At 64.4% G+C, this 23598-nt stretch carries 22 protein-coding genes; 15 read left to right on the top strand and 7 right to left on the bottom strand.

The window, feature by feature from the left end:
- Nucleotides 1-610 (bottom strand): MFS transporter (locus tag CDE01S_RS16080; protein WP_157077164.1); only part of this gene is annotated, 610 nt, incomplete at its 3' end.
- A gap of 126 nt (nt 611-736) precedes the next feature.
- On the opposite strand from CDE01S_RS16080, the gene CDE01S_RS16075 reads away from it, so the two are divergent.
- From CDE01S_RS16075 to CDE01S_RS16060, 4 genes are all read left to right on the top strand, one after another.
- Nucleotides 737-2707, top strand: coding sequence for a DNA topoisomerase IV subunit B (locus tag CDE01S_RS16075; RefSeq protein WP_066709890.1), 1971 nt, complete (start codon nt 737-739; stop codon nt 2705-2707).
- Between the two features lie 74 nt (nt 2708-2781).
- Entirely contained in the window at nt 2782-3546 is a 765-nt protein-coding gene (locus CDE01S_RS16070) for a lytic transglycosylase domain-containing protein (protein ID WP_245636203.1), read from the top strand.
- Between the two features lie 5 nt (nt 3547-3551).
- On the top strand, nt 3552-5921 hold the full coding sequence (parC, locus tag CDE01S_RS16065) for a DNA topoisomerase IV subunit A (RefSeq protein WP_066709886.1): 2370 nt from the start codon (nt 3552-3554) through the stop codon (nt 5919-5921).
- Nucleotides 5922-5965: 44 nt separating this feature from the next.
- Nucleotides 5966-7159 carry an FAD-dependent monooxygenase gene (locus tag CDE01S_RS16060; RefSeq protein ID WP_066709883.1) on the top strand — a complete coding sequence of 398 codons (1194 nt, stop codon included), beginning with the start codon at nt 5966-5968 and terminating at the stop codon, nt 7157-7159.
- A gap of 19 nt (nt 7160-7178) precedes the next feature.
- On the opposite strand, the gene CDE01S_RS16055 is transcribed toward CDE01S_RS16060, so the two are convergent.
- Genes CDE01S_RS16055 through CDE01S_RS16045 form a run of 3 tightly spaced genes read right to left on the bottom strand, consistent with a single transcriptional unit; the run spans nt 7179 to nt 9660 of the window.
- Complete coding sequence (locus CDE01S_RS16055) at nt 7179-7496, bottom strand: YkgJ family cysteine cluster protein (RefSeq protein ID WP_066709880.1); 318 nt, start codon at nt 7494-7496, stop codon at nt 7179-7181.
- A 21-nt stretch (nt 7497-7517) separates the two neighbouring features.
- Nucleotides 7518-8429 carry an ornithine carbamoyltransferase gene (gene argF / locus CDE01S_RS16050; protein WP_066709876.1) on the bottom strand — a complete coding sequence of 304 codons (912 nt, stop codon included), beginning with the start codon at nt 8427-8429 and terminating at the stop codon, nt 7518-7520.
- Between the two features lie 19 nt (nt 8430-8448).
- On the bottom strand, nt 8449-9660 hold the full coding sequence (locus tag CDE01S_RS16045; RefSeq protein WP_066709873.1) for an aspartate aminotransferase family protein: 1212 nt from the start codon (nt 9658-9660) through the stop codon (nt 8449-8451).
- A 243-nt stretch (nt 9661-9903) separates the two neighbouring features.
- Here CDE01S_RS16045 and CDE01S_RS16040 point away from each other — a divergent pair, with 243 nt between their 5' ends.
- On the top strand, nt 9904-10221 hold the full coding sequence (locus CDE01S_RS16040) for a DUF3579 domain-containing protein (protein ID WP_066709868.1): 318 nt from the start codon (nt 9904-9906) through the stop codon (nt 10219-10221).
- A gap of 127 nt (nt 10222-10348) precedes the next feature.
- Here the strand turns inward: CDE01S_RS16040 and rpsT are convergent, their stop codons facing one another.
- A complete protein-coding gene (rpsT, locus tag CDE01S_RS16035; protein ID WP_066709865.1) occupies nt 10349-10645 on the bottom strand; it encodes a 30S ribosomal protein S20 in 297 nt (98 codons plus the stop codon).
- 145 nt (nt 10646-10790) lie between these two features.
- On the opposite strand from rpsT, the gene murJ reads away from it, so the two are divergent.
- The 4 genes from murJ (at nt 10791) to CDE01S_RS16015 (ending at nt 14725) form a co-directional block, all read left to right on the top strand.
- Entirely contained in the window at nt 10791-12362 is a 1572-nt protein-coding gene (gene murJ, locus CDE01S_RS16030; RefSeq protein WP_066709862.1) for a murein biosynthesis integral membrane protein MurJ, read from the top strand.
- Between the two features lie 90 nt (nt 12363-12452).
- Nucleotides 12453-13304: a SirB1 family protein gene (locus tag CDE01S_RS16025; protein ID WP_066709858.1), complete on the top strand. Its 852-nt coding sequence runs from the start codon at nt 12453-12455 to the stop codon at nt 13302-13304.
- Nucleotides 13305-13376: 72 nt separating this feature from the next.
- Nucleotides 13377-13766: a PA2779 family protein gene (locus CDE01S_RS16020; protein WP_066709853.1), complete on the top strand. Its 390-nt coding sequence runs from the start codon at nt 13377-13379 to the stop codon at nt 13764-13766.
- 56 nt (nt 13767-13822) lie between these two features.
- Nucleotides 13823-14725, top strand: coding sequence for a PA2778 family cysteine peptidase (locus CDE01S_RS16015; protein ID WP_169802277.1), 903 nt, complete (start codon nt 13823-13825; stop codon nt 14723-14725).
- Nucleotides 14726-14734: 9 nt separating this feature from the next.
- Here the strand turns inward: CDE01S_RS16015 and CDE01S_RS16010 are convergent, their stop codons facing one another.
- A complete protein-coding gene (locus CDE01S_RS16010) occupies nt 14735-15622 on the bottom strand; it encodes a division plane positioning ATPase MipZ (protein WP_066709845.1) in 888 nt (295 codons plus the stop codon).
- Between the two features lie 315 nt (nt 15623-15937).
- Nucleotides 15938-16981 carry a phosphoribosylformylglycinamidine cyclo-ligase gene (gene purM, locus CDE01S_RS16005; protein WP_066709842.1) on the bottom strand — a complete coding sequence of 348 codons (1044 nt, stop codon included), beginning with the start codon at nt 16979-16981 and terminating at the stop codon, nt 15938-15940.
- Between the two features lie 83 nt (nt 16982-17064).
- Between purM and CDE01S_RS16000 the strand changes: the two genes are divergently transcribed.
- The 6 genes from CDE01S_RS16000 (at nt 17065) to CDE01S_RS15975 (ending at nt 23554) form a co-directional block, all read left to right on the top strand.
- Nucleotides 17065-18147 carry an AI-2E family transporter gene (locus tag CDE01S_RS16000; protein WP_066709839.1) on the top strand — a complete coding sequence of 361 codons (1083 nt, stop codon included), beginning with the start codon at nt 17065-17067 and terminating at the stop codon, nt 18145-18147.
- Nucleotides 18148-18154: 7 nt separating this feature from the next.
- Nucleotides 18155-18841, top strand: coding sequence for a DnaA regulatory inactivator Hda (gene hda / locus CDE01S_RS15995; RefSeq protein ID WP_066709836.1), 687 nt, complete (start codon nt 18155-18157; stop codon nt 18839-18841).
- Between the two features lie 136 nt (nt 18842-18977).
- Nucleotides 18978-19676 carry a histidinol-phosphatase gene (locus tag CDE01S_RS15990; protein WP_066709833.1) on the top strand — a complete coding sequence of 233 codons (699 nt, stop codon included), beginning with the start codon at nt 18978-18980 and terminating at the stop codon, nt 19674-19676.
- The gene (gene pcnB / locus CDE01S_RS15985) at nt 19673-21241 is read left to right on the top strand and encodes a polynucleotide adenylyltransferase PcnB (protein ID WP_066709830.1); all 1569 of its coding nucleotides are present in this window, start codon (nt 19673-19675) and stop codon (nt 21239-21241) included. The genes CDE01S_RS15990 and pcnB overlap by 4 nt, the downstream gene beginning before the upstream one ends.
- Nucleotides 21238-21723, top strand: coding sequence for a 2-amino-4-hydroxy-6-hydroxymethyldihydropteridine diphosphokinase (folK, locus tag CDE01S_RS15980; protein WP_066709828.1), 486 nt, complete (start codon nt 21238-21240; stop codon nt 21721-21723). Before pcnB ends, folK begins: the two co-directional genes overlap by 4 nt.
- Nucleotides 21724-21802: 79 nt before the next feature.
- Nucleotides 21803-23554: a methyl-accepting chemotaxis protein gene (locus tag CDE01S_RS15975; protein WP_084382940.1), complete on the top strand. Its 1752-nt coding sequence runs from the start codon at nt 21803-21805 to the stop codon at nt 23552-23554.
- Nucleotides 23555-23598: the final 44 nt, after the last annotated feature.

Below are 23598 nucleotides of genomic sequence, written 5' to 3'. Positions count from 1 at the left end.
TCAGCAAATCCTTAGGGGCGGTGGCGCCGGCAAAACGCGGCTCATGCAGACCCCAGGCCAGCGGGGCGATCAGCAGTGCAGCCGCACCCAGCGCCACCAGCGCCTGCTGCCAGCCCAGGCTGCTGATGAGAAAACCCTCGGTCGGCACCATCAGGAACTGGCCGAAGGAGCCGGCCGCAGCCGCCACGCCCATGGCCCAGGAGCGTTTTTCCAGACTGACGTTGCGGCCGATCACACCGTAGATCACGGCATAGGTGGTACCGGCCTGAGCCATGCCGATCAGCACGCCCGCCGTCAGGGCGAACAGCAGTGGTGTGGGCGCATGGGCCATGCCGAACAGCCCCAGTGCATACAGAATGGCGCCGCCGATGATGACGCGGAAGGCGCCGAACTTGTCGGCCAGCATGCCGGCAAAGATGCCGGCAAAACCCCAGGTCAGATTCTGGATGGCGATGGCCATGGAAAAGGTTTCACGCGTCCAGCCCTGGGCTTGGGTGACCGGCTGCAGCCAGAGGCCGAAACCGTGGCGGATGCCCATGGAGAGGGTGACGATGGCGGCACCACAGACCAGGACCTGGGTGAGCGAGAGTTTCTTGGTATGGCTTGTCATGCTTGAAATGTAGCCAATCTGTCAGGCGCTTGCTGCGAAAGGTCTGCCGGACTGTGCGCCAGGTCCGAATCGGCGTCTGTATGTTTATCCAGTTGTTTTCTCGGCAAGCGACTACAATTCTTCGCCATGGCTCTCAAACCTACCACCGACTATTCCGAAGGTTCCATCCGCGTCCTCAAGGGGCTGGAGCCGGTCAAGCAGCGTCCGGGCATGTACACCCGAACCGACAACCCGCTGCACATCATCCAGGAAGTGCTGGACAACGCCGCCGACGAGGCGCTGGCCGGCCACGGCAAGAAGATCAAGGTCACGCTGCACAGTGACGGTTCGGTCAGCGTCGAGGACGACGGCCGCGGCATTCCCTTCGGCCTGCATCCGGAAGAAAAAGCACCGGTGATCGAGCTGGTGTTCACCCGCCTGCATGCCGGCGGCAAGTTCGACAAGGGCAAGGGCGGCGCCTACAGCTTCTCCGGCGGCCTGCACGGCGTGGGTGTTTCTGTGACCAACGCGCTGGGCAAACGGCTGGAAGCCACCAGCTACCGCGAGGGGCAGGTGGCGCATCTGGTGTTCGAGGGTGGCGATGTGACCCAGCCGCTGGTCACGCGCCCGGCCGGCGAGGGTGACCGCAAGCAGGGCACCACGGTGCGTGTCTGGCCTGACGCCAAATACTTCGAATCGGCCGCACTGCCCATGGGCGAGCTGACCCACCTGCTGCGCAGCAAGGCGGTGCTGATGCCGGGCGTGAGCGTGTCGCTCATCAACGAGAAGACGCGCGACACCCAGACCTGGCAGTACAAGGGCGGCCTGCGCGACTACCTGATGCAGACCCTGAGCGCCGACCCGGTGATCCCGCTGTTCGAAGGCGAGGGGTTTGCCGATGGCGCCAACGACAGCTTTGCCGAAGGCGAGGGCGCATCCTGGGCCGTGGCCTTCACTGAAGAGGGCCAGCCGGTGCGCGAGAGCTACGTCAACCTGATTCCCACCAGCGCCGGCGGCACCCACGACAGCGGCCTGCGCGACGGCCTGTTCAACGCCGTCAAAAGCTTCATCGAACTGCACAGCCTGCTGCCCAAAGGCGTCAAGCTGCTGCCGGAAGACGTTTTTGCCCGTGCCAGCTACGTGCTCTCCGCCAAGGTGCTGGACCCGCAGTTCCAGGGCCAGATCAAGGAGCGTCTCAATTCGCGTGACGCTGTGCGCCTGGTCTCCAGCTTCGTGCGTCCGACGCTGGAGTTGTGGCTCAACCAGCACGTCGAGTACGGCAAGAAACTGGCTGAGCTGGCCATCAAGGCGGCGCAGACGCGCCAGCGCGCCGGCCAGAAGGTCGAGAAGCGCAAGGGCTCGGGCGTGGCCGTGCTGCCCGGCAAGCTGACCGACTGCGAAAGCCGCGACACCAGCCACAACGAGGTGTTCCTGGTCGAGGGCGACTCGGCCGGCGGCAGCGCCAAGATGGGGCGCGACAAGGAGTGCCAAGCCGTCCTGCCGCTGCGTGGCAAGGTGCTCAACACCTGGGAGGTCGAGCGCGACCGTCTGTTCGCCAACACCGAGATCCACGACATTGCAGTGGCCATCGGTGTCGACCCGCACGGACCGAATGACACGCCGGACCTCTCCGGCCTGCGCTACGGCAAGGTCTGCATCCTGAGTGATGCCGACGTCGACGGCTCGCACATCCAGGTGCTGCTGCTCACGCTGTTCTTCCGCCACTTCCCTAAGCTGATCGAGGCCGGTCATGTCTATGTGGCCAAGCCGCCGCTGTTTCGCGTTGATGTGCCGGCACGCGGCAAGAAGCCGGCCACCAAGGCCTATGCACTGGATGAGGGCGAACTCACCGCCATCCTTGACAAATGCGCCAAGGACGGCGTGGCCAAGGAACGCTGCCAGATCAGCCGCTTCAAGGGTCTGGGTGAGATGAACGCCGAGCAGTTGTGGGAGACCACATTGAATCCCGACACGCGTCGCCTGATGCGGGTGCAGCTGGGCCAGCTCGATTTCCTGCAGACCGAGAACCTGATCACCCAGCTCATGGGCAAGGGCGAAGCGGCGGCGCGGCGCGAGCTCATGGAGCTGCATGGCGATTCGGTCGAGGTGGACATCTGATGCTGTTCCGTCCTGTCCTGCTTCAGCTGTTGAATGAGGGTTTTCGACCTCTGGCCTCGTCAATACTGTGCGGGTTGCTATTGTTTTCGCAGCAGTTGGCGCACGCCGACATCTGGGGTTACATCGACGACAAGGGGGTGGCGCATTTCGCCGCTGAGCGTCTCGACACCCGCTATGAACTGTTCTCGCGCTCCGGCCAGAACCTGCAGGTGGGGCGGACCGACGCCGGCCAGGCGGAAGCCTTGCGCCCGGTCTCCGTGCCCACCGTGCCCCCGAAGCTGATTGCCTTTTTTGAGGTATCGCCCAGCTACAAACAGGTCAAGCACCTGCTGCGCGAGGCCGCCAGCCAGTACCGCGTCGACTATGAGCTATTGCAGGCCGTGATTGCCACCGAGTCCGGTTTTGACGCTGCCGCAGTGTCGCCCAAGGGCGCCGTCGGTCTGATGCAGATCATGCCGGCCACCGCGCAACGCTACGGCGTGGCGGGTGACCGCAAGATGCCGGTGGAACAGAAGCTGGCCGATCCGCGCACCAATATCCGTGTCGGGGCGCGTTACCTGCGCGATCTCCTTGCCATGTTCCCGGGTCAGCTGGAGCTGGCGCTGGCGGCTTACAACGCGGGCGAGGGCGCGGTACTGCGTGCCGGCAGTCGTGTGCCCAATTACCGCGAGACCCAAAGCTACGTGCGCACGGTGCTGCAGCTGTATACCGTGCTCAAGCCGCCAACCCCTCTGCGCGTGCGCATGGAACTGGCGGGCGGTGCCGCTGGCCGCAGCAACATGCTGGCTTCCGTGCGCTCTTCTACCACTCAGATTCCCTCATCGACCGAAACCGACTAGTTTCCATGACCGATCAGCCGACCCTTGATTTCGCGCCGGATGCCCCCGGTGGCGACGCCCTCTCCCTGGCCGCCTATGCACAGCAGGCCTACCTCGAATACGCCCTGAGCGTGGTCAAGGGCCGGGCCCTGCCCGATGTGTCCGATGGCCAGAAACCGGTGCAGCGCCGCATCCTGTACGCCATGTCGCGCATGGGGCTGGGTTTTGGCGGGCCCAATGGCGCCACCGGCGCCAAGCCGGTCAAGTCGGCTCGCGTGGTCGGCGACGTGCTGGGCCGTTTCCACCCGCACGGTGACCAGGCCGCCTACGACGCACTGGTGCGCATGGCACAGGACTTTTCCCAGCGTTATCCGCTGATCGACGGTCAAGGCAACTTCGGCTCGCGCGACGGCGACGGTGCGGCCGCCATGCGCTACACCGAAGCGCGGCTGGCGCGCATCACCAGCTTGCTGCTGGACGAGATCGACGAGGGCACGGTGGACTTCCAGCCCAACTACGACGGTTCCACCGAGGAGCCGAAGCAGTTGCCGGCACGCCTGCCTTTTAACCTGCTCAACGGCGCCAGCGGCATTGCCGTCGGTCTGGCCACCGAGATCCCGAGCCACAACCTGGGCGAGGTGGCGCAGGCCTGTGTGGCCCTGATCAAGAGCCCGAAGCTGAGTGACGACGAGCTGTTCACCCTGCTGCCTGGCCCCGATTACCCGGGTGGCGGCCAGATCATCAGCAGCCCGAACGACATTGCCGAGGCCTACCGCACCGGCCGCGGTTCGCTCAAGGTACGGGCGCGCTGGAAGATCGAGGAACTGGCGCGCGGCCAGTGGCAGCTGGTGGTGACCGAGCTGCCGCCGGGCGTCAGCACGCAGAAGGTGCTGGAAGAGATCGAGGAGCTGACCAACCCCAAGGTCAAGGCCGGCAAGAAGGCGCTGACGCAGGAGCAGAACCAGCTCAAGGCCACGGTGCTGGCGGTGCTCGACGTTGTGCGCGACGAATCATCGAAGGACGCGCCGGTGCGCCTGGTGTGCGAGCCCAAGACCAGCCGCATCGAACAGCAGGAACTCATCACCACGCTGCTGGCGCACACCAGCCTGGAGACCTCGGCACCGATCAACCTCACCATGGTGGGCCTGGACGGCCGGCCGACGCAGAAGTCACTGCGCCAGATGCTGGAGGAATGGATCACCTTCCGCCAGACCACGATCGAGCGGCGCTCGCGCCACCGCCTCGACAAGGTGCTGGACCGCATCCACATCCTCGAAGGCCGGCAGCTGGTGCTGCTCAACATCGATGAGGTGATCCACATCATCCGCAACAGCGACGAGCCCAAGGCCGCGCTGATCGAACGCTTCCGCCTCTCCGAGCGGCAGGCCGAAGACATTCTCGAAATCAGGCTACGCCAGCTGGCGCGCCTGGAAGCGATCAAGATCGAGCAGGAGCTCAAGGCCCTGCGCGAAGAGCAGCAGAAGCTGGAGGAAATTCTCGGCAGCCCGGCGGCGCTGCGCCGCCTGATGATCAAGGAGATCGAGGCCGATGCCAAGGTGTTTGCCGATGCGCGCCGGACCCTGATCCAGGCCGAGAAAAAGGCCGTGGCCGAGGTCAAGGTGGTGGACGAGCCGGTGACGGTGGTGGTGTCGCAAAAGGGCTGGGTACGGGCCCGCAGTGGCCATGGCCACGAGGCGGCCAGCTTCGCCTTCAAGGCTGGTGACGGGCTCTATGGCACCTTTGAGTGCCGCACCGTGGACACGCTGCTGGTGTTCGGTTCCAACGGTCGGGTCTATTCGGTGCCGGTGGCCAGCCTGCCGGGTGCACGCGGCGACGGCCAGCCTGTGACCACGCTGATCGAACTGGAAGCCGGCACCCAGTTGGCGCACTATTTCGCCGGGCCGGCCAACGCCTGGCTGCTGCTGTCCACCTCCGCAGGTTATGGTTTCCTGGCCACGGTGGAAAACATGATGTCGCGCCAGAAGGGCGGCAAGGCCTTTATCAATTGCAGCGAGGGCGACACGGTGTGCCGTCCTTCGCCGGCCAACGTGCCGGCGCCAGCGGGTGCCGCGGCGTCCGCGTTGTACACGCCAGCGACCCACGTGGCCTGCGCCTCCACCGGCGGCCGCATCCTGACATTTGAGATCACCGAACTCAAACCCATGGCCAACGGCGGCCGCGGCCTGATGCTGATTGACCTCGAGGCCAAGGACGCGCTGGCTGGTGCCGCCGCCTACACGCGCAGCGTGAAGATCGAAGGCATCGGACGTGGTGGCAAAGAGCGCGAGGAAACGCTGGAGATCCGCAGCCTCAACAATGCGCGTGCCGCCCGTGGCCGCAAGGGCAAGGCCGCGGACCTCGGCTTCAAACCGACGTCCATCGCACGCGTCGAATAAATCCTGACCTGAATCAAGGCCGTGGTCAGGCAAAATGACCGCTCATGACCTCACTGGCAAGCAAACAGGTATTGATCGCGGGCGGCGGCATCGGCGGCCTGGCCGCCGCACTGGCGAGCTCACGCGCCGGCTGGCAGGTTCGGCTGTATGAACGGGTGCAGGCCTTCAGTGAGGTGGGGGCCGGCATCCAGATGGGGCCCAATGTCGTGCGCGTGCTGCACGGCTGGGATCTGGCCAGTGCCTTGTCCGAGGTGGCGGCTTTCCCGGAGCGCCTGCAGGTGCGCCATGCGCTCTCGGGCAGGGAGCTTGGCGTCCTGCGCCTGGGGCAGGCTGCACTGCAGCGCTACGGCGCACCCTATGCCACCATCCACCGTGCCGATCTGCTCCAGCTGCTGCTGAGTGCCGCGCAGGCGCGTGAGGGGATTCGGCTCAATCTTGATCAGACCTTGACCGGCTATCTGGAAACGCCCGAGGGCGTCACGCTGCAGACGCAGACGGGTCTGGAAATCGAAGGCGATGCCCTGATCGGTGCCGACGGTCTGTGGAGCCGGGTACGAACCCAGTTGCTGGGCAACAGCCCGCCGCGTGTCACCGGCCATCTGGCCTACCGTGCCATGCTGCCGCAGGCCAGCCTGCCGCAGGCCTTGCGCAGCCAGCAGATCACGGCCTGGCTTGGCCCCAAGCTGCACGTGGTGCAGTACCCGGTGCGCCGTGGTGAATGGCTCAATGTGGTGGCCATCGTGCAGGGCCGTATTGCAGGCGATCTGCAGGACTGGGACCACAGCACCAATGCCGCCGATGTGCGCATGGTGCTGGCAGACACCTGCAGCCCTTTGCGGTCACTGATCGATGCTGTTCCTGAATGGCGCTTGTGGGCCTTGTGTGACCGGGAGCCCATGCGCAGTGCTGATGAACAGGCGGGCGGCCGCATCGCCCTGCTGGGGGATGCCGCGCATCCGATGCGCCCCTACCTTGCACAGGGGGCGGGCATGGCGATCGAAGATGCCGCCGAACTGGGGCGCAATCTGGCGCAGGTTGATGCCGTTCTGGACGTGCCGACCATGCTGCGCCGCTATGCCCTCAACCGCTGGCAACGCAATGCCCGTGTCCAGGCACGCTCAATCCGCAACGGTGAAATCTTTCACCTGGATGGACCGATCGGCTGGTGCCGTGATGCTTCGTTGAAACTGCTTGGCGAGCGTTTGCTCGACGTGCCGTGGCTGTACCGCGGCGTTTGAAAACCGGCGTGAACAGGCCCTAGAAGACGCTGCCGTCCAGCGTCGGCAAACCATGGCGCGCACGGGCCTTGTTGCAGGCGTAGTCACCTTCCTGGAATTCCCGGCAGGGCGATGAGCGCCATTCGTAGATGCCGCAAGCCACTTGTTGGCCTACCGTGCCGGTCAGGGCGGCGCAGCGGATCGGCACATGGTCGGTGCCCCGCATGCGGCAGGTGCTGCCATTGACTTCCACCGTCAATCCGTCCGGCACTGTGCCGCCCAGGCTCTGGAGCTCGTAGACGGCAAAGTCCACACGGAAACTGGCGCAGCAGGCGCCGCAGCTGGTACAGGCGGACATCGGGCTTTCCTGGGACAGGTCTCAGAGGCGGCCGAGAAGCAGGTACTCCATGAGTGCCTTTTGCACATGCAGGCGATTTTCGGCTTCGTCCCACACCACGGACTGCGGGCCGTCGATGACCTCGGCCTCGACTTCCTCGCCCCGGTGTGCCGGCAGGCAGTGCATGAAGAGGGCGTCGGGTTTGGCGGCGCGCATCATGTCGGCGTCGACACACCAGTCGGCAAAGGCCTTTTTGCGGGCCTCGTTCTCGGCCTCGTAACCCATGCTGGTCCAGACGTCGGTGGTCACCAGATCGGCGCCGGCACAGGCCTGCATCGGGTCCTTGAACACCTTGTAGCAAGAGTCGCTGACGCCGGCCACCGCCTGGTCGATCTCATAGCCGTTGGGGGTGCTGACATGCACAGTGAAGCCCAGCAGTTCGGCCGCCTGTAGCCAGGTATTGGCCATGTTGTTGCCGTCGCCGACCCAGGCCACCGTCTTGCCGCGGATGCTGCCGCGGTGCTCGATGAAGGTGAAGATGTCGGCCAGGATCTGGCAGGGGTGGTACTCGTTGGTCAGGCCGTTGATGACCGGCACGCGCGAGTACTCGGCGAAGCGCTCGATCTTGGTCTGCTCGTAGGTACGGATCATCACCAGGTCGACCATGCGGCTGATCACGCGTGCACTGTCTTCGATCGGCTCGGCGCGTCCCAGCTGGCTGTCGCCGGTGGTCAGGTGCACCACGCTGCCGCCGAGCTGGTACATGCCGGCCTCGAAGCTCACGCGTGTGCGGGTGGAGGCCTTCTCGAAAATCATGGCCAGCGTGCGGTCGGTCAGCGTCTGATGCTTTTCGTAGGTCTTGAATTTTTTCTTGATCAGCGCGGCGCGCTCGAACAGGTAGGCGTATTCATCCGCGGTGAGATCGGTGAATTGCAGGTAATGCTTGAGGCTCATGAGTCAATCTCTCGGGTCTTCAGGCTTCGGCCAGGAACTGGCGCACCAGTGGCAGCAACAGGCCCAGCATCTCGTCGGCTTCGGCCTGCGTCATGATCAGGGGCGGCAACAGGCGGATCACGCTGTCGGCGGTCACGCTGATGAGCAGGCCGGCTTCTGCCGCCCGGTTGATCAGTGCACCGCAAGGCTTGCTGAGTTCGATGCCGATCATCAGACCTTGGCCGCGGATGTCCTTCACGCCGGGGTGGCTGCCGAGTTCGCGGTCGAGCACGGCGCGCACATGCGCGCCCAGCTTCGCGGCGTGGTCAAGCAGGCCATCCTCTTCCATGATGCGCAGCGTTTCGACGCCGGCACGCATGGCCAGCGGGTTGCCGCCGAAGGTGGTGCCGTGGTTGCCGGGCTGGAAGATGTTCGCGGCCTTGGGGCCGGCCACCACCGCACCGATCGGCACGCCCGAACCCAGGCCCTTGGCCAGGGCCATCACATCGGGTTTGATGCCGGCCCACTGATGGGCGAACCATTTGCCGGTGCGACCCATGCCGCTTTGCACCTCATCGATGCAGAGCAGCCAGTCGCGTTCGGTGCAAAGCTCGCGCACGGCGCGCAGGTACTCGGCACGCATCGGGTTGATGCCGCCTTCGCCCTGGATGGTCTCGAAGAACACGGCCACCACGTTCGGGTTGCCGGCGGTGGCCTTCTTCAGCGCCTCGATGTCGTTCAGCGGCACGCGGATGAAGCCCGGCACCATGGGGCCGAAGCCCTTTTGCAGTTTCTCGTTGCCGGTGGCGCTGAGCGTGGCGATGGAGCGGCCGTGGAAAGCGCGTTCGTAGACCACGATCTGCGGGTTCTCGATGCCCTTGTCATGGCCGAACTTGCGTGCCAGCTTGAGCACTGCCTCGTTGGCCTCCAGGCCGGTGGAACAGAAGAAGACGTTGCTCATGCCGGAGAGTTCGACCAGCTTGGTCGCCAGCTGCTCCTGGCCGGGCACATGGTAGTAGTTGCAGCTGTGGATGATCTTGGTCAGCTGGTCCTGCAGCGCCGGCACCAGCCTGGGGTGGTTGTGGCCCAGGGTGTTGACGGCAATGCCGGCCAGTGCATCGAGATAAGACTTTCCGTTGATGTCCCAGACGCGGCAGCCCTGGCCGTGCGACAGTGCAATCGGAACGCGACCGTAGGTGTTCATCACGTGCGGCGACGAGGCTTCGATGAGTTGCGGGGCGGCGGCGTTCATGTCTTCACACTCCGGAGTGGCACAAAAAAGAGTCGGCCCAACGCAGGTTGGGCCGTTGAGCCGTGATTTTAGACTCAGAGTCCCGGCTTGTGGCGTCCGGCGGATGTGCCCGGCACCTTCGTATGATGTGGTCCATCCGGTGTCCGTTCACAGGTCTTATATAAGATACAATACCCGCAACCCCTGTCGATACTAGGTCAGTTGCCGTATCCGGCCCGCACCTGGTGAATGAGTGTCTATCCGATGGTCTCCAATACCGCCAAAGAAGTCTTCATCCTGGGGCTGACCCGCTCCGGAAAGACTTTCCGCCCCAGCGACTGGGCGGAGCGTCTGGCGGGTGTGATGAGCCAGTTCCGCCCCGGTGGTCCGCAGCCAGGCAGCCATCTCGGCTATTCCCCTTGGTGTATTCCGACGACCACCGTCGATGGCGTGAAATGCGTGGTGGTGCACCGTGACCTGCGCGATGCCGAACCCATGGCCTGGGACTTCTGCATCAACTTTGCCCGAGACAACGAACTCCAGGTCCGTGATGGCGATGGCGCCAGTCAGCAGACGGCCTGAACGAGATTCCCGATGCGAGAAACAAAAAAGCCGTCTTTCGACGGCTTTTTGCTTTGCTGACAGCGCACCCGTTACAAACGGCAGACCCTCTTCAGGAGAATATGGGTCCGTGCGATTTGCCTGAAGATCAGGCGGCGGCCAGGGCCTTGACCTTGGCGGACAGACGGCTCTTGTCGCGAGCAGCCTTGTTCTTGTGGAAGATGCCCTTGTCGGCCACGGTGTCCACCACGGCTTGCATCTTGGCAAACAGCTCGGTGGCTTTTGCCTTGTCGCCGCCCAGAACAGCCTTTTCGACGTTCTTCACAGCGGTACGGTATTTCGAGCGCAGGGACGTGTTGGCTGCGTTGAGCTTGACGTCCTGACGTGCGCGTTTACGGCCCGACGCCAGGCGCGGGTTCTTTTTCTTTGGCTTTCCAGATGCCATATCAGTAGTTCCTTGTGTCTGTGGATGTTGTCAGCAAAGCCTGCGATTGTACCAGTTTGTTGCAATCGAGGCGAGTGGGGGCCGGGTCCCCGATGAGCCGGGCTACACTAGGGCTCGTTTTTAGTGAGAACAGGACCCTGTCGCCGTGAGCCTCTTCAAAGCCGCTTCGACGGTTTCCCTCCTGACCCTGGTTTCGCGTATCACGGGTCTGGCGCGCGAACTGCTGATTGCCTCCACCTTCGGTGCCAGCGCCCTGACGGACGCATTCAACGTCGCCTTTCGCATTCCCAATCTGTTTCGCCGGCTGTTTGCCGAAGGGGCCTTCAGCCAGGCTTTCGTGCCGGTGCTGGCGGCCGCCAAGACGCAGGAAGGGGAGGCCGCTACCCAGGTGCTGATCGGCCGTGTGGCGACGGTACTGGTCTGGGTGCTGCTGCTGACCTGTGTTGTGGGCGTGTTGGGCGCACCGCTGCTGGTCTGGGCCATGGCCAGCGGCCTGCGGCAGGTCGAGGCTGGCGGAGCTTTCGAGGTCGCCGTCGTCATGACGCGCTGGATGTTCCCCTACATCGCCTTCATGTCACTGGTGGCGCTGGCCTCCGGCGTGCTCAACACCTGGAAGCGCTTTGCCGTACCGGCCGCGACACCGGTGCTGCTGAATCTGGCCATGATTGGGGCGGCCTGGCTCGGCGCACCCTGGTTCAAGCGGATGGGTATCGAGCCGATCTACGCACTGGCCCTGGGCGTCTTGGTGGGGGGCGCCTTGCAGCTGGGCGTACAGATTCCGGCACTCAGGAGGCTCGGGCTGCTGCCCTCCATTGGCCTGAGCTGGCGCGCCTTGCGTGCGGCCTGGGCCGATCCGCACACCCAGCGCGTGGCCAAGCTGATGGCGCCAGCCCTGCTGGGGGTGAGCGTGGCCCAGATTTCCCTGCTGATCAATACCCAGATTGCCTCGCACCTGGCGCCTGGCAGTGTGAGTTGGCTCAGTTATGCCGATCGTCTGATGGAGTTCCCGACGGCGTTGCTGGGGGTGGCCTTGGGCGTGGTGCTGATGCCGCAATTGGCCGCAGCCAAAGCCTCCAACGACGTGGCGCGTTATTCATCCATGCTGGACTGGGGACTGCGTCTGGTGGTCCTGTTGGCCGTACCCTGCGCGCTGGCCTTGCTGACCTTTGCCAAACCCCTGGTGGCCGTGCTCTACCACTACGGTGCTTTCAGCGAACGCGATGTGCAGCAGACGACGGTGGCACTGATGGGCTGGGGTATCGGACTGGTCGGCGTGATCGCCATCAAGGTGCTGGCCCCCGGCTATTACGCCAGCCAGGACATCCGCACGCCGGTGCGCATTGCCGTTGTGGTGCTGCTGATCACGCAATTGCTCAATCTGGGCCTGGTACCGCTGTTCCAGCATGCCGGACTGTCGCTGTCGATCGGCATCGGGGCGCTGGTCAACGCGCTGTGGCTGCTGCTGGGCCTGCTCAAGCGCGGCAGCTATCGGCCGGCGCCAGGTTGGGGCCTCTTTGTGCTGCAGGTACTGGCCGCCAGTGCCCTGCTCACGGTCTTTTTGATGTGGGCGGCGGCAGCGGTCGACTGGACCCAGTTGCAGGCACAGGCGTGGACGCGCATCGGGCTGCTTGTGCTGACGTTGGCCGGCGCGGGGCTTATTTATTTCGGTGCCGTCTGGGCCGCAGGTCTGAGGCTGATGCAGTTCATCCGGCGTTGATGCCCTGTGGCCTCGCGTCAATAACCTTGTGTTGGCTGCAGGCCTGAATCAAGGGCACAATGTGTTGACTGTGACGGCAAGACTGAGCCCATGAATCTTTCCCTGATTGCTCCCACTCCGCTTCAGTACTTCAGTGCACTGGTGCAAAGTGATGCTGAGTTTCCGTTGCTGGAGGCGGCCGTCAGCCTGGCACAGGACGAATACCCCCATCTGGATGTGCAGCAGGTACTCGATGAGGTGGATCAGTTGCTGGAGCGCATTCAACGGCGCATCCCGGCCGATGCGTCCGCCGCCCACAAGCTGCGCATGCTCAACCAGTTTTTCTTCCGCGAGCTGCACTTTCGCGGCAACGTCAACGACTACTACGACCCGGACAACAGCTTTGTGAGCGTGGTGTTGCACAGCCGGCGCGGCATTCCCATCTCGCTGGCGGTGCTCTGGCTTGAACTGGCGCAAGGGCTGGGCCTGGCGGCTCGGGGCGTTGGCTTCCCCGGTCACTTCATGGTCAAGGTCAACCTGCCGAACGGCCAGGTGGTGATCGATCCTTTCACCGGGCAGTCCCTCAGCCGCGAAGAGCTGTCCGATCGGCTTGAACCCTACCGCCGGCGCCATGGCCTGCTGGATGAGATGGACGTGCCGCTGGGGCTCTATCTGCAGGTGGCGCCCTCGCGCGACATCATTGCGCGCATGTTGCGCAACCTCAAGGAAATCCACACGACGCGCGAAGACTGGCAACGTGTGGTGACGGTTCAGAATCGTTTGCTGGTGCTGCTGCCTCAGGCTTGGGAGGAGTACCGCGACCGCGGCCTGGCCTATGCCGAATTGGGGCATGTGCCCTTGGCGGTGCAGGATCTGGAAATCTACTTGTCCCGGTCCGAGGACATGCAGGATATGGACACCATCGCGGAGCGGGTGGCCGCGTTGCGGCGCTCGCTGATGTGAACAAGTGTAAGGTGCGTTGAGGTCATGTAAGGCGCGTTGACGCAGGCCTCATGGCATCGCTAAAGTGTCTGCATGACAAACTTCAAACGCTTCATTGCAACGCTTCTTGTCGTCACGACAGCACTGACCGGTTTGCCTCTGACGGCACAGGCGGGCATCGTGCCGACGGACGCAGTTCTTCCCCAAAATACGGCCGCCGCCCATCGTGAGCACGTCAACAGTTTTCTGGCGCGCGATGATGTGCGCCAGGCGCTGCAGGCCCAGGGCGTCAGCCCGCAGGCTGCGGTCGAGCGCGTGCAGGCGATGTCGGATAGCGAGGTCGAACAATTGGCCGGCCGCATTGACCAGGCACCGGCCGGTGGTGATGTGCTCGGCGTGCTGTTCACGGTGTTCATCGTGCTGCTGGTGACCGACATCATGGGCCTGACCAAGGTCTTTCCATTCACCCGATCCGTTCGATGACATCAGGTTTTCCTGCTTTCGTCCGAGCCCCCGCCCTGGCGGGGGTTCTGCTTTGTGTGGCATTCCTGCTCAGTGCCTGTGCCACGCCGCCGCAACTCGGCCAGCTGGAACAGGGGTGGCCGGCGGATGTCCCAGTGCGGGCCGAGCTCAGGCAGGTGCCGTTCTATCCGCAGGAAGACTATGAATGCGGCCCGGCCGCGCTGGCCATGGCGGCTACGGCGGCGGGCCTCAGCGTGCGCCCTGAACAACTGGTCGAGCAGGTCTATCTGCCTGGGCGCAAAGGCTCGCTGCAGCAGGAAATGCTGGCCACCGGTCGACGCCAGGGCCTGCTGAGTTATGTGCTGGCGCCCCGATTGGAGGCCGTGCTGCGTGAGGTGGCGGCCGGGCACCCGGTGATCGTGTTCCAGAACCTGTCCTTGTCGTTCTATCCGGTCTGGCATTACGCAGTCGTCATCGGCTATGACCGCGAGGCGGGGCTGCTGTGGCTGCATTCCGGCCGCAGTGAGCGCATGGACATGTCGCTGGCCACGTTCGAGCGGACCTGGGCGCGCGGTGCGTACTGGGCCATGGTGGCGCTGTTGCCGCAGCAACTGCCCGCCACAGCGGAACCGGACGCGCATGCCGCTGCGGCTGCCGCACTGGAACGCACGCAACCGCAAGCTGCGCTGGCCGCCTACACCCGCGGCCTGCAAGCCTGGCCGGCGCACCGCGCCAGCCTGCTGGGAGCGGGCAACGCCGCTTATGCGCTGGGCCAGCGTGAGCGTGCTGCGATGGCTTACCGCCAGGCCGTTCAGATCCACCCGGATTTCGCAGATGCCTGGAACAACCTGGCGCAGGTGTTGCTGGAGCAGGGGCGCAAGCGTGATGCGCGCCAGGCGGTTGCCAAGGCGGTGGCCCTCGGCGGGCCACGCCTGTCGCGTTACCAGGAACTCCAGGCCAGCATCCAGTCGAAAAAATAGGGAGGCTGTTCAGCCAGTCTGACGCAGGAAGGCGGGGATTTGCTGGCGTTGTTGCAGGCTGCTTTGCTGTGCCGTGGCGAGAACCTTGCTGGCAAGCGCACTGGCCTGTGCCTGTCTATGGGCTTGTACGCCACCGATACGGCCACCCGGAACCAGGGACTCCTGGGCCGGCATCAGGCTGTCGGGACGTGAGGCACCGACCCGGTTCAGGGGCGAATCGGGGGATGTAGTCTGTACCTGCTGCTGGGCCGTCGCTGCCGGTGCGGGGTTCAGTATGGGGGCAAGCCAGTCCAGGATCGGCTGCCATTGCTGTGTGTCAGTGGCGGTCTTCTGGCCCGACAGATCGAAGATCGTCATGCCGCGCTCCAGGCACTGCACATAAAGCTGGGTTTCCCGCAAGACGCTGAGAAATGGCAATTTCAGTTCCGTGGCCCAGTCGCCCAGAACCTGGGCTGCACGGGTGCGGGCATCGATGCGCATGCCAATGGCGGCGAGTTTGCAGCGGCCGCTGGCGACACGCGGCAGTGCCATCAGTTCAGCATGGCAGGCGGCAGCGGCTTCGCGGTCAAAGGCCGAGTTGCAGACCGGCATGAGGATCGCATCCGCAAACATCACCATGCGTGCGAGGTCGAAGCCATGCAGGCCGCCGGGTGTGTCCAACACCACATGCGTGATGCCGGAAGGCACACGCAGCACGTTTTTCTGATCAATGGTCCAGGGCGCAATGGCGGGCAGCGCCGCATTGCGCCGGCGCAACCAAGCGCGGGTCGACTGCTGGCGGTCCACGTCACCCAGCATGACGGCGCAGCCCTGGTGGGCCAACCAGGCTGCCAGATGGGCCGCGACGGTGCTTTTACCGCTGCCTCCCTTGCGATTGACAACTGCAATCACCGGCATGAAAACTCCAGAAACAGAGCGAAAGATACAGTCTGATACAAAAAACGGGAGCCGTCCATAGCCAACGGATCAACGGGGCTATTGTTTTTGTAGCAAAACAACGCGGCTGGCACTCCCTGGCCGGGTGTGAGGAGGGGGGAAAGGGTTGCGGCAGGGCCGGTTGGTGCCCCGTGTCGGCGCATGCACGTCGGCCAACAGCGATCCGACGGAGCTGTTTAGCGGCAGGCCGGCGGTACCCGGCACCCGGAAGCCTGCAGGCAGGCACCGGGGCGGGTGGTTTCAGGCGCAGAAGCGCCTGGCAGGAGAGGGGGCGTCTCAGGCCACAACGACCGGGGCGCCATTGCCACGGGCCGCGATGACACCGATCTCGAACACCTGTTCGCCCGCATCGCGCAGCGTTTGTGCGGTGGCGGCAGCATGAGCGGCGTCAACCACGACCACCATGCCGATGCCGTTGTTGAAGGTGCGGTTCATCTCGAAGTCGTCGATGCCGGCCGTCTTCTGCAGCCAGGCAAACAGTTCAGTCTGCGGCCAGCTGCCCTTTTTGAGATGGGCGGCCGTGCCTTCGGGCAGCACGCGCGGAATGTTCTCCAGCAGGCCGCCGCCGGTGATGTGGGCCAGCGCCTTGATCGGGTGCTTGGCCAGAGCGGCCAGCACGTTCTTCACATACAGGCGGGTCGGTTCCATGACGGCCTGCTTGAATGGTTTGCCGTCCAGCGTGGCGGGCAGGTTGGCGCCCGCACGTTCGATGCACTTGCGCACCAGGGAGAAACCGTTGGAATGGACGCCACTGGAGGCCAGGCCCAGCACCACGTCGCCGGGCTTGACGTTCTGGCCGGTCAGGATCTTGGACTTCTCAACCGCCCCGACGGCAAAGCCGGCCAGATCGTATTCGCCATCAGGGTACATGCCGGGCATCTCGGCGGTTTCGCCGCCGATCAGGGCGCAGCCGGAGAGCTCGCAACCCTTGGCAATGCCGCCCACCACGGCTGCCGCGGTGTCCACATGCAGTTTGCCGCAGGCGAAGTAGTCAAGGAAAAACAGCGGCTCGGCACCTTGCACCAGCACGTCGTTCACGCTCATGGCCACCAGGTCGATGCCCACGGTGTCGTGCATGTCCCACTCAAAAGCGAGTTTGAGTTTGGTGCCGACACCGTCGGTGCCGGAGACCAGCACCGGCTCCTGGTAGCGCTTCGGTACCTCGAACAGGGCGCCAAAGCCGCCGATGCCGGCCAGCACGCCTTCACGCATGGTTTTCTTGGCCAGCGGCTTGATGCGTTCGACCAGCGCATCACCAGCGTCGATGTCGACGCCAGCGTCTTTGTAGGAAAGGGGAGTGGAGCTGTTGGATGTGGTCATGGAAGGTGGCGGGATGCGGCAAGGGGTGCAGACCCCGATAGAATTTGCCCTGATTTTAAGGGTTTCGCCCCCTCCATCCCCGTATGTCCTTGACCCCCACCCAAAAAAGTACCGCTGCCTGGACCGCCATGGCGGTTTTGCTGGCGCTGGCACTGTGGTTGCTGGCGCCCGTGCTGACGCCTTTTGTGGTGGCGGCGGTGCTGGCCTACGCACTCACGCCCTTGGTGGACCGGCTTGATTCCCTGGCTGGCGGGCGTTTTCCGCGTTTCGTGGCGGTGTTGCTGGTGGAGTTGCTGCTTCTGCTGGTCTTGCTGGGCGTGGTCCTGCTGATGGTGCCGATCCTGGCCAAGGAGTTGCCGCAGCTGCGCGAGCAGGTGCCCGTCTTGCTGGAGCGGCTCGATGGCTGGCTCCAGCCCTTGCTGGCGCCTTTCGGGATCGAGTTTTCCCTCGATCTGGCGTCGATCAAGCCGGCCGTCATGAAGTACCTCAATGCCAATCTCGAAGAGACCATGGGTTCGCTGTTGGCCTCGCTCAAGATTGGTGGCAGCGTGGCGCTGACCGTGTTTGGCAATCTGATCCTGATCCCGGTGGCCCTGTTTTACCTGCTGCTGGACTGGAAGCACTTTGTTGCCCGCGTGACCGAACTGGTACCGCCGCACCTGCGCGGCAGCTACGACAGCTTCATGGATGAGTCGGACGACGTGCTGGGCCAGTACCTGCGCGGCCAGCTGCTGGTCATGCTGATCCTGGCGGTGTATTACAGCGTGGGCCTGAGCCTGTTCGGGCTGGATGTGGCGCTGCCTGTCGGTATCTTCACCGGCCTGGCCATTTTTGTGCCCTATGTGGGCTTCGGGCTCGGCCTGGCCTTGGCCGCGCTGGCAGGGCTGCTGGAGTTCGCTGTCAGCGACGGGCCCTCGAAGGTCCTGTTGATGCTGGCGGTCGTCTACGGGCTCGGCCAGCTGATCGAAAGCTTCTTTCTGACACCCAGGCTGGTGGGTGAACGCATCGGCCTGCACCCGCTGGTGGTCATCTTTGCGCTGCTGGCCTTTGGCCAGCTGTTCGGTTTTGTCGGCGTGCTGATTGCCCTGCCGGCCAGTGCCGTGCTGCTGGTTGCGGTGCGGCGCATGCGCAGCCGTTATCTGGACAGCAGTTTGTACCGGGGCTGAGATGTCAATGAAACAGATCGCACTTGACATCGGACTGGCCACCGGCCCGACCCTGGCCAACTTCTTTGCCGGCCCCAATGAGGCGGCCCTGCGCCATCTGCAATTGTGGACCGGCGAGAAGTCCAGCAGGGTGCAGCGCTCGCCGGTACCGACCTATTTGTGGGGTGCCAGCGGCAGCGGCAAAACGCATCTGCTGAAGGCCGTGCGCGAAGCCTTGCGTGAGCAGGGCGCGACGGTCGGCTGGCTCGACGCTTCGGTGCACGAGCCGCCGGCGTTCGACGAGAACTGGGCCGCCGTGCTGATGGACGAGGTGCATCTCTATACCGCCGTGCAGCAGCATGCGGCCTTCAACTGGTTCGTTAATGCCCAGACTGGGCACCAGGGGGTGCTGGCCGCGGGCGAACTGCCGCCGGCCGATCTCAAGCTGCGCGAGGACCTGCGCACCCGCCTGGGCTGGGGCCATGTGTTTGCACTGCAGGTGCTGAGCGAGCCGGAGCGCCGCGCCGTGCTGCGCCAGGCGGCCGATGAGCGCGGCGTGTTCCTGGGTGACGAGGTGATGGACTTCATGCTGACGCGTTTCAGCCGCGACCTGGGCAGCCTGATGCAGCTGCTGGAACACCTTGACGGCTATGCCCTGCAGACCCAGCGCGCCATCACCATTCCGCTCATCAAGGCGATGCTGGAAGAGACATGAAATCCCCCCTGAGCGGCTGGCGCCGCTTCCCCCCGGTGGGGGGACAACGCCAGTGGCCCGGCGGAGCCGGTTCCACGGCGTTCCCCGAATCAAACCCTTCGTACCGTCGATTCTGCGGACGAGGGCTGTGACTGCTATGACGAAAAAAACCAAACTGGCCCTGTTCGATCTGGACCATACCCTGCTGCCGATGGACTCCGACTACTCCTGGGGCACCTTCACCATCACCATCGGTTGGACCGATCCGGTGGACTTTGCGCGCCGCAATGACGAGTTTTATGCCCATTACCAGGCCGGCACGCTCGATGTACATGATTACGTACGCTTTGCCACCGAGGCTGCCCGCCAGAGGGGGCAGGCCGAGGCGTTGGCGGCACGCGAGCGTTTCATGCGCGAGATCATCGAGCCGGCGATCAAACCGCAGGCGCGGGCGCTGGTGCAGCAGCACCGGCAGGCCGGGGATGAGGTGGTGATCATCACCGCCACCAACGAGTTCGTGACGCGCCCGATTGCCGACGCGTTCGGCGTGCAAAACTTGATTGCCGTGGAACTCATGCGCGATGCCGCTGGCTGGATCACCGGCGAGATCCAGGGGGTTCCCTCCTTCCGCGAAGGCAAGGTCAAGCGCTTCGAGGACTGGCTGGCGGCACGCCGGCTGGCCTGGGATGACACCGATGTCACTTTTTACACCGATTCCATCAACGATCTGCCGCTGATGGAAAATGTGGATCATCCGGTGGCGACCAATCCGGACGACCGCCTGCGCCTGTTGGCCACCCAGCGTGGCTGGCGCATACTCGACCTGTTTGAGGGTCTGAACCCTGGGAATTCATGATCAAGAAAATTATCAACAAGCTGCTGGGCAAATCGCCGGCGGCCGGCGGCCGTGGCCAGAAGCCCTCGTTCGGCAAGCGCGAAGAAATCAGCGTGGCCGTGCATGGCATTGATCCGCAACTGGTGGACGAGCGTGCCCTCAATGTCGTGCGCACCCTGCAGGACGCCGGCTACGAGGCCTATATCGTGGGCGGTGCCGTGCGTGACCTGCTGGTCGGCCTGCGCCCCAAGGATTTTGACGTTGCCACCGACGCCACGCCCGAACAGGTCAAGGGCCTGTTCCGCCGCGCCTTCATCATCGGGCGGCGCTTTCGCATCGTGCACGTGGTCTATGGCCGCGGTCGTGAACATGAGGTGATCGAGGTCTCGACCTTCCGTGCCTACATGGACAACGCGGCGGCCGAGCAGGTGGCCGGCAACGAGCGCACCAGCAAGAGCGAACTCGCGGGCATGAAGCACGCCGTGGACGCCAGCGGCCGCGTGTTGCGCGACAACGTGTGGGGGCCGCAGAACGAAGACGCCACGCGGCGCGACTTCACCATCAATGCCATGTACTACGACCCGGAAACGCAAACCGTGGTCGATTACCACGGTGGTTTCAAGGATGTGAAAAAGCGCGTGCTGCGCATGATCGGTGACCCGGCCACGCGCTACCGTGAAGACCCGGTGCGCATCATCCGCGCCGTGCGTTTTGCCGCCAAGCTCAGTGCCCTGGGCTTCAAGCTCGAGGCCAAAACTGCTGGTCCGCTGGTCAAGTCGCACGAACTGCTGGCTGATGTGCCGCAAAGCCGCCTGTTCGACGAGATGCTCAAGCTGCTGCAGACCGGCCATGCGCTGGCCTCCATCGCCCAGCTCAAGGCCCTCGGCCTGGCACGCGGCATCTACCCGCTGCTTGATGTCATCGTCGAGCGCGCCGAGCAGCCCTTCGTCAACGCCGCCTTGCAGGACACCGACCGCCGTGTCGGCGAAGGCAAGCCGGTGGCGCCGAGCTTCCTGCTGGCCTGCGCCCTGTGGGCCGATGTGCGTGACGGCTGGGCCCGCCGCATGGCGCAACGCCAGCCTTCGCACCCGGCCTTGCAGGATGCGATTGACGAGGTGTTTGATGCCCGCATTGGCGATGTGTCTGGTCGCGGCAAGCTGGCCGCCGACATGCGCGAGATCTGGATGATGCAGCCGCGTTTCGACAAGCGCGTCGGCAGCGCCCCTTTCGGCCTGGTGGAGCAGCCGCGTTTCCGCGCCGGTTTCGACTTCATGCGCCTGCGCGCCGATGTCGGCGAGATCGACGAACTGCTGGCCGACTGGTGGCAGGAGTTCAGCACCGCCGATGACAACCTGCGCCAGGACCTGGTGGACCAGGTGCGTGAAGAACAGCAGTCCCGCCAGCGCACGCGTGCGCCGCGCGTGCACACCAGCCCGGCTGACAACAAATCGGTTGCCGACAGGCCTGAGCCGTCGGTGCAAGCCGACGGCGCTGAGGCCGCGCCGAAAAAACGGCGTCGGCGTCGGCGTTCCGGCGGTGCCAAAAGCGGAGGCGAATCCGCGCCGACGCCGGATACGGGCGAGTGATTCTGGTGGATGCCCGACCGGTCCCGGCCTACGTCGCGCTGGGGGCCAATCTGGGCGATGCCCGCCGCACGGTGCGGCAGGCCGTTCAAGACCTGGGCCGTTTGCCACAGACCCGGCTGGTGCGGGTGTCGTCGCTGTACCGCACTGCACCCGTCGATTCCAGCGGGCCGGACTACATCAATGCCGTGGCCGAAGTGGCCACCTCCCTGACGCCGCATGCCTTGCTGGCCGAATTGCAGCGCCTGGAACTGGCCGCCGGCCGGGAGCGGCCGTACCTCAATGCACCGCGCACGCTGGATCTGGACATCCTGCTGTACGACGACCTCACGCTGGACAGCCCGACCCTGACGATTCCGCACCCGCGCATGGCGACGCGTGCTTTTGTGCTGGTGCCGCTGGCTGAAATCGCGCCGCAGCTGCTGGGGGCAGAGCAACTCGAAGCCGTGCGTGGGCAGGTTATTGAACGCTTGCCGGAGGATTGAGCGGTCTGCGCTCATTCAGAAGTCGCATGGGCTGTCGATAGAATGTTTTGTCGTTTCCAGGGGAGTAGTCAAAGACATCATGAATTTGAACAATATGAGTGTGGCCACGAAATTGTGGCTGGCGGTGAGTGCCATCGTTCTTTCGTTGGCGGTGTTGATCGGTTTTGCCGCGGTTCGCTCGGCCCGGCTGCAGGCCGAAACAACAGTGACCCTGCAAGCGCTGAGCGACCGGGTGAAGGCGGCCAATGTCTGGACCGGCCTGGCGGAAACCAACGCGGTGCGCACCCGCGCCGTGATCACTACCTTTGACCCCGGCATTGAAGAGGCGTTCACCGACGCGATGGCAGCCACGGCCAAGAAAATGGCCGAGGTGCAAAAGAGCATCGAGACAATGGCCCTGAGCCCGGAAGAGCTGGCGCAGATGAAAAAGATCGATGCCAGCCAGAAGCGCATGCTTGAGATCCAGGGCAAGGCCAGCCAGCTCAAATCCGAAGGCAATAGCGAAGAGGCGCAGAAAGTCATCAAGGAGCAGTACAACCCGGCGGTGACCACCTACCTGGCCAACCTGCGTGAGCTGGTGCAGCAGGAAGAGGCCGCCACCCTGAAATACTCGGAGGAAATGGGGCAGGCCCGCAACATGACGGTGCGCATTGCCGGCATCGCCGTCCTCATCATCCTGATCGGGATCCTGGTCGGTGCCGGCGTGCTGATCCGCTCGATCCGCCGCCCGCTGGACCAGGCGAACGAACTGGCAGCCCGCATTGCGCAGGGCGATCTGAGTGCCCACATCGACACCTCGCGCGGCGACGAGTTCGGCACGCTCATGAAGTCGCTCGCCCGCATGAACGAGTCGCTGGCCCGCATGGTGCAGCAGGTGCGCCAGAGCACCGACAGCATTGCCACCGCCAGCGCCGAGATCGCCACCGGCAACCACGACCTGTCGGTGCGCACCGAGCAGACCTCCAGCAACCTGCAGACCACGGCGGCTGCCATGGAAGAGCTCACCAGCACCGTGCAGCACAGCGCCGACAACGCGCGTCAGGCGTCCCAGCTGGCCGCCAGTGCCTCGAGCGTGGCGCAAAAGGGCGGCACCGTGGTGCAGCAGGTGGTCTCCACCATGGAGGAGATCAACACCAGCAGCAAGAAGATTTCCGACATCATTGGCGTGATCGACGGCATCGCCTTCCAGACCAACATCCTGGCCCTGAACGCCGCGGTGGAGGCAGCGCGTGCCGGGGAGCAAGGCCGCGGCTTTGCCGTGGTGGCGGGCGAGGTCCGTTCACTGGCCGGGCGCAGTGCCGAGGCGGCGAAGGAAATCAAGGGCCTGATCAATACCTCGGTCGAGAAGGTCGAGTCCGGCACCCAGCTCGTGACCGATGCCGGCAGCACCATGAATGACATCGTCCAGTCGGTGCGCCGGGTGGCTGATGTGATCGGCGAGATCACGGCCGCCTCCAGCGAGCAGAGTGCTGGCATTTCCCAGGTGAACAATTCGATCGCCAACCTCGACCAGATGACGCAGCAGAATGCCGCGCTGGTGGAGCAAAGTGCAGCGGCTGCGCAAAGCATGCGCGAGCAGGCCGATCAGCTGGCGCAGGCGGTGGCGGTGTTCAAGGTCAGCGGCATGGCCGCCATGACGCAGCGTCCGGTGATGGACGTCACGCCGCGCCCCGAGCCGGCCAAGCCGCTGGCCGCCAAACCGGCTGTGGCCTTGCCGGCGACCCCGGTCGCCGAAAAGCCGGTCAGCAAACCAGCTGCGAAACCCGCTGAAAAACCGGCTTCTCCGGCCAAGGCCGTAGCGGCCGAGTCGGACGAATGGGAAACCTTCTGAGCCGGTGAAATCAACAAGGGCCTGCAGTGCAGGCTTTTTTTTGG

Origin of the sequence: Curvibacter delicatus NBRC 14919, assembly GCF_001592265.1 — a bacterium.
GTDB classification, from domain to species: Bacteria; Pseudomonadota; Gammaproteobacteria; order Burkholderiales; family Burkholderiaceae_C; genus Hylemonella; species Hylemonella delicata.
This window is presented reverse-complemented; position numbering and strand designations above follow the sequence as displayed.

Coding starts and splice junctions, on each gene's coding strand:
- CDE01S_RS16075 (WP_066709890.1), top strand. CDS start 737: ATGGCTCTCAAACCTACCACCGACTATTCCGAAGGTTCCATCCGCGTC.
- parC (WP_066709886.1), top strand. CDS start 3,552: ATGACCGATCAGCCGACCCTTGATTTCGCGCCGGATGCCCCCGGTGGC.
- CDE01S_RS16060 (WP_066709883.1), top strand. CDS start 5,966: ATGACCTCACTGGCAAGCAAACAGGTATTGATCGCGGGCGGCGGCATC.
- CDE01S_RS16055 (WP_066709880.1), bottom strand. CDS start 7,496: ATGTCCGCCTGTACCAGCTGCGGCGCCTGCTGCGCCAGTTTCCGTGTG.
- argF (WP_066709876.1), bottom strand. CDS start 8,429: ATGAGCCTCAAGCATTACCTGCAATTCACCGATCTCACCGCGGATGAA.
- CDE01S_RS16045 (WP_066709873.1), bottom strand. CDS start 9,660: ATGAACGCCGCCGCCCCGCAACTCATCGAAGCCTCGTCGCCGCACGTG.
- CDE01S_RS16040 (WP_066709868.1), top strand. CDS start 9,904: ATGGTCTCCAATACCGCCAAAGAAGTCTTCATCCTGGGGCTGACCCGC.
- rpsT (WP_066709865.1), bottom strand. CDS start 10,645: ATGGCATCTGGAAAGCCAAAGAAAAAGAACCCGCGCCTGGCGTCGGGC.
- CDE01S_RS16025 (WP_066709858.1), top strand. CDS start 12,453: ATGAATCTTTCCCTGATTGCTCCCACTCCGCTTCAGTACTTCAGTGCA.
- CDE01S_RS16020 (WP_066709853.1), top strand. CDS start 13,377: ATGACAAACTTCAAACGCTTCATTGCAACGCTTCTTGTCGTCACGACA.
- CDE01S_RS16010 (WP_066709845.1), bottom strand. CDS start 15,622: ATGCCGGTGATTGCAGTTGTCAATCGCAAGGGAGGCAGCGGTAAAAGC.
- purM (WP_066709842.1), bottom strand. CDS start 16,981: ATGACCACATCCAACAGCTCCACTCCCCTTTCCTACAAAGACGCTGGC.
- CDE01S_RS16000 (WP_066709839.1), top strand. CDS start 17,065: ATGTCCTTGACCCCCACCCAAAAAAGTACCGCTGCCTGGACCGCCATG.
- hda (WP_066709836.1), top strand. CDS start 18,155: ATGAAACAGATCGCACTTGACATCGGACTGGCCACCGGCCCGACCCTG.
- CDE01S_RS15990 (WP_066709833.1), top strand. CDS start 18,978: ATGACGAAAAAAACCAAACTGGCCCTGTTCGATCTGGACCATACCCTG.
- pcnB (WP_066709830.1), top strand. CDS start 19,673: ATGATCAAGAAAATTATCAACAAGCTGCTGGGCAAATCGCCGGCGGCC.
- CDE01S_RS15975 (WP_084382940.1), top strand. CDS start 21,803: ATGAATTTGAACAATATGAGTGTGGCCACGAAATTGTGGCTGGCGGTG.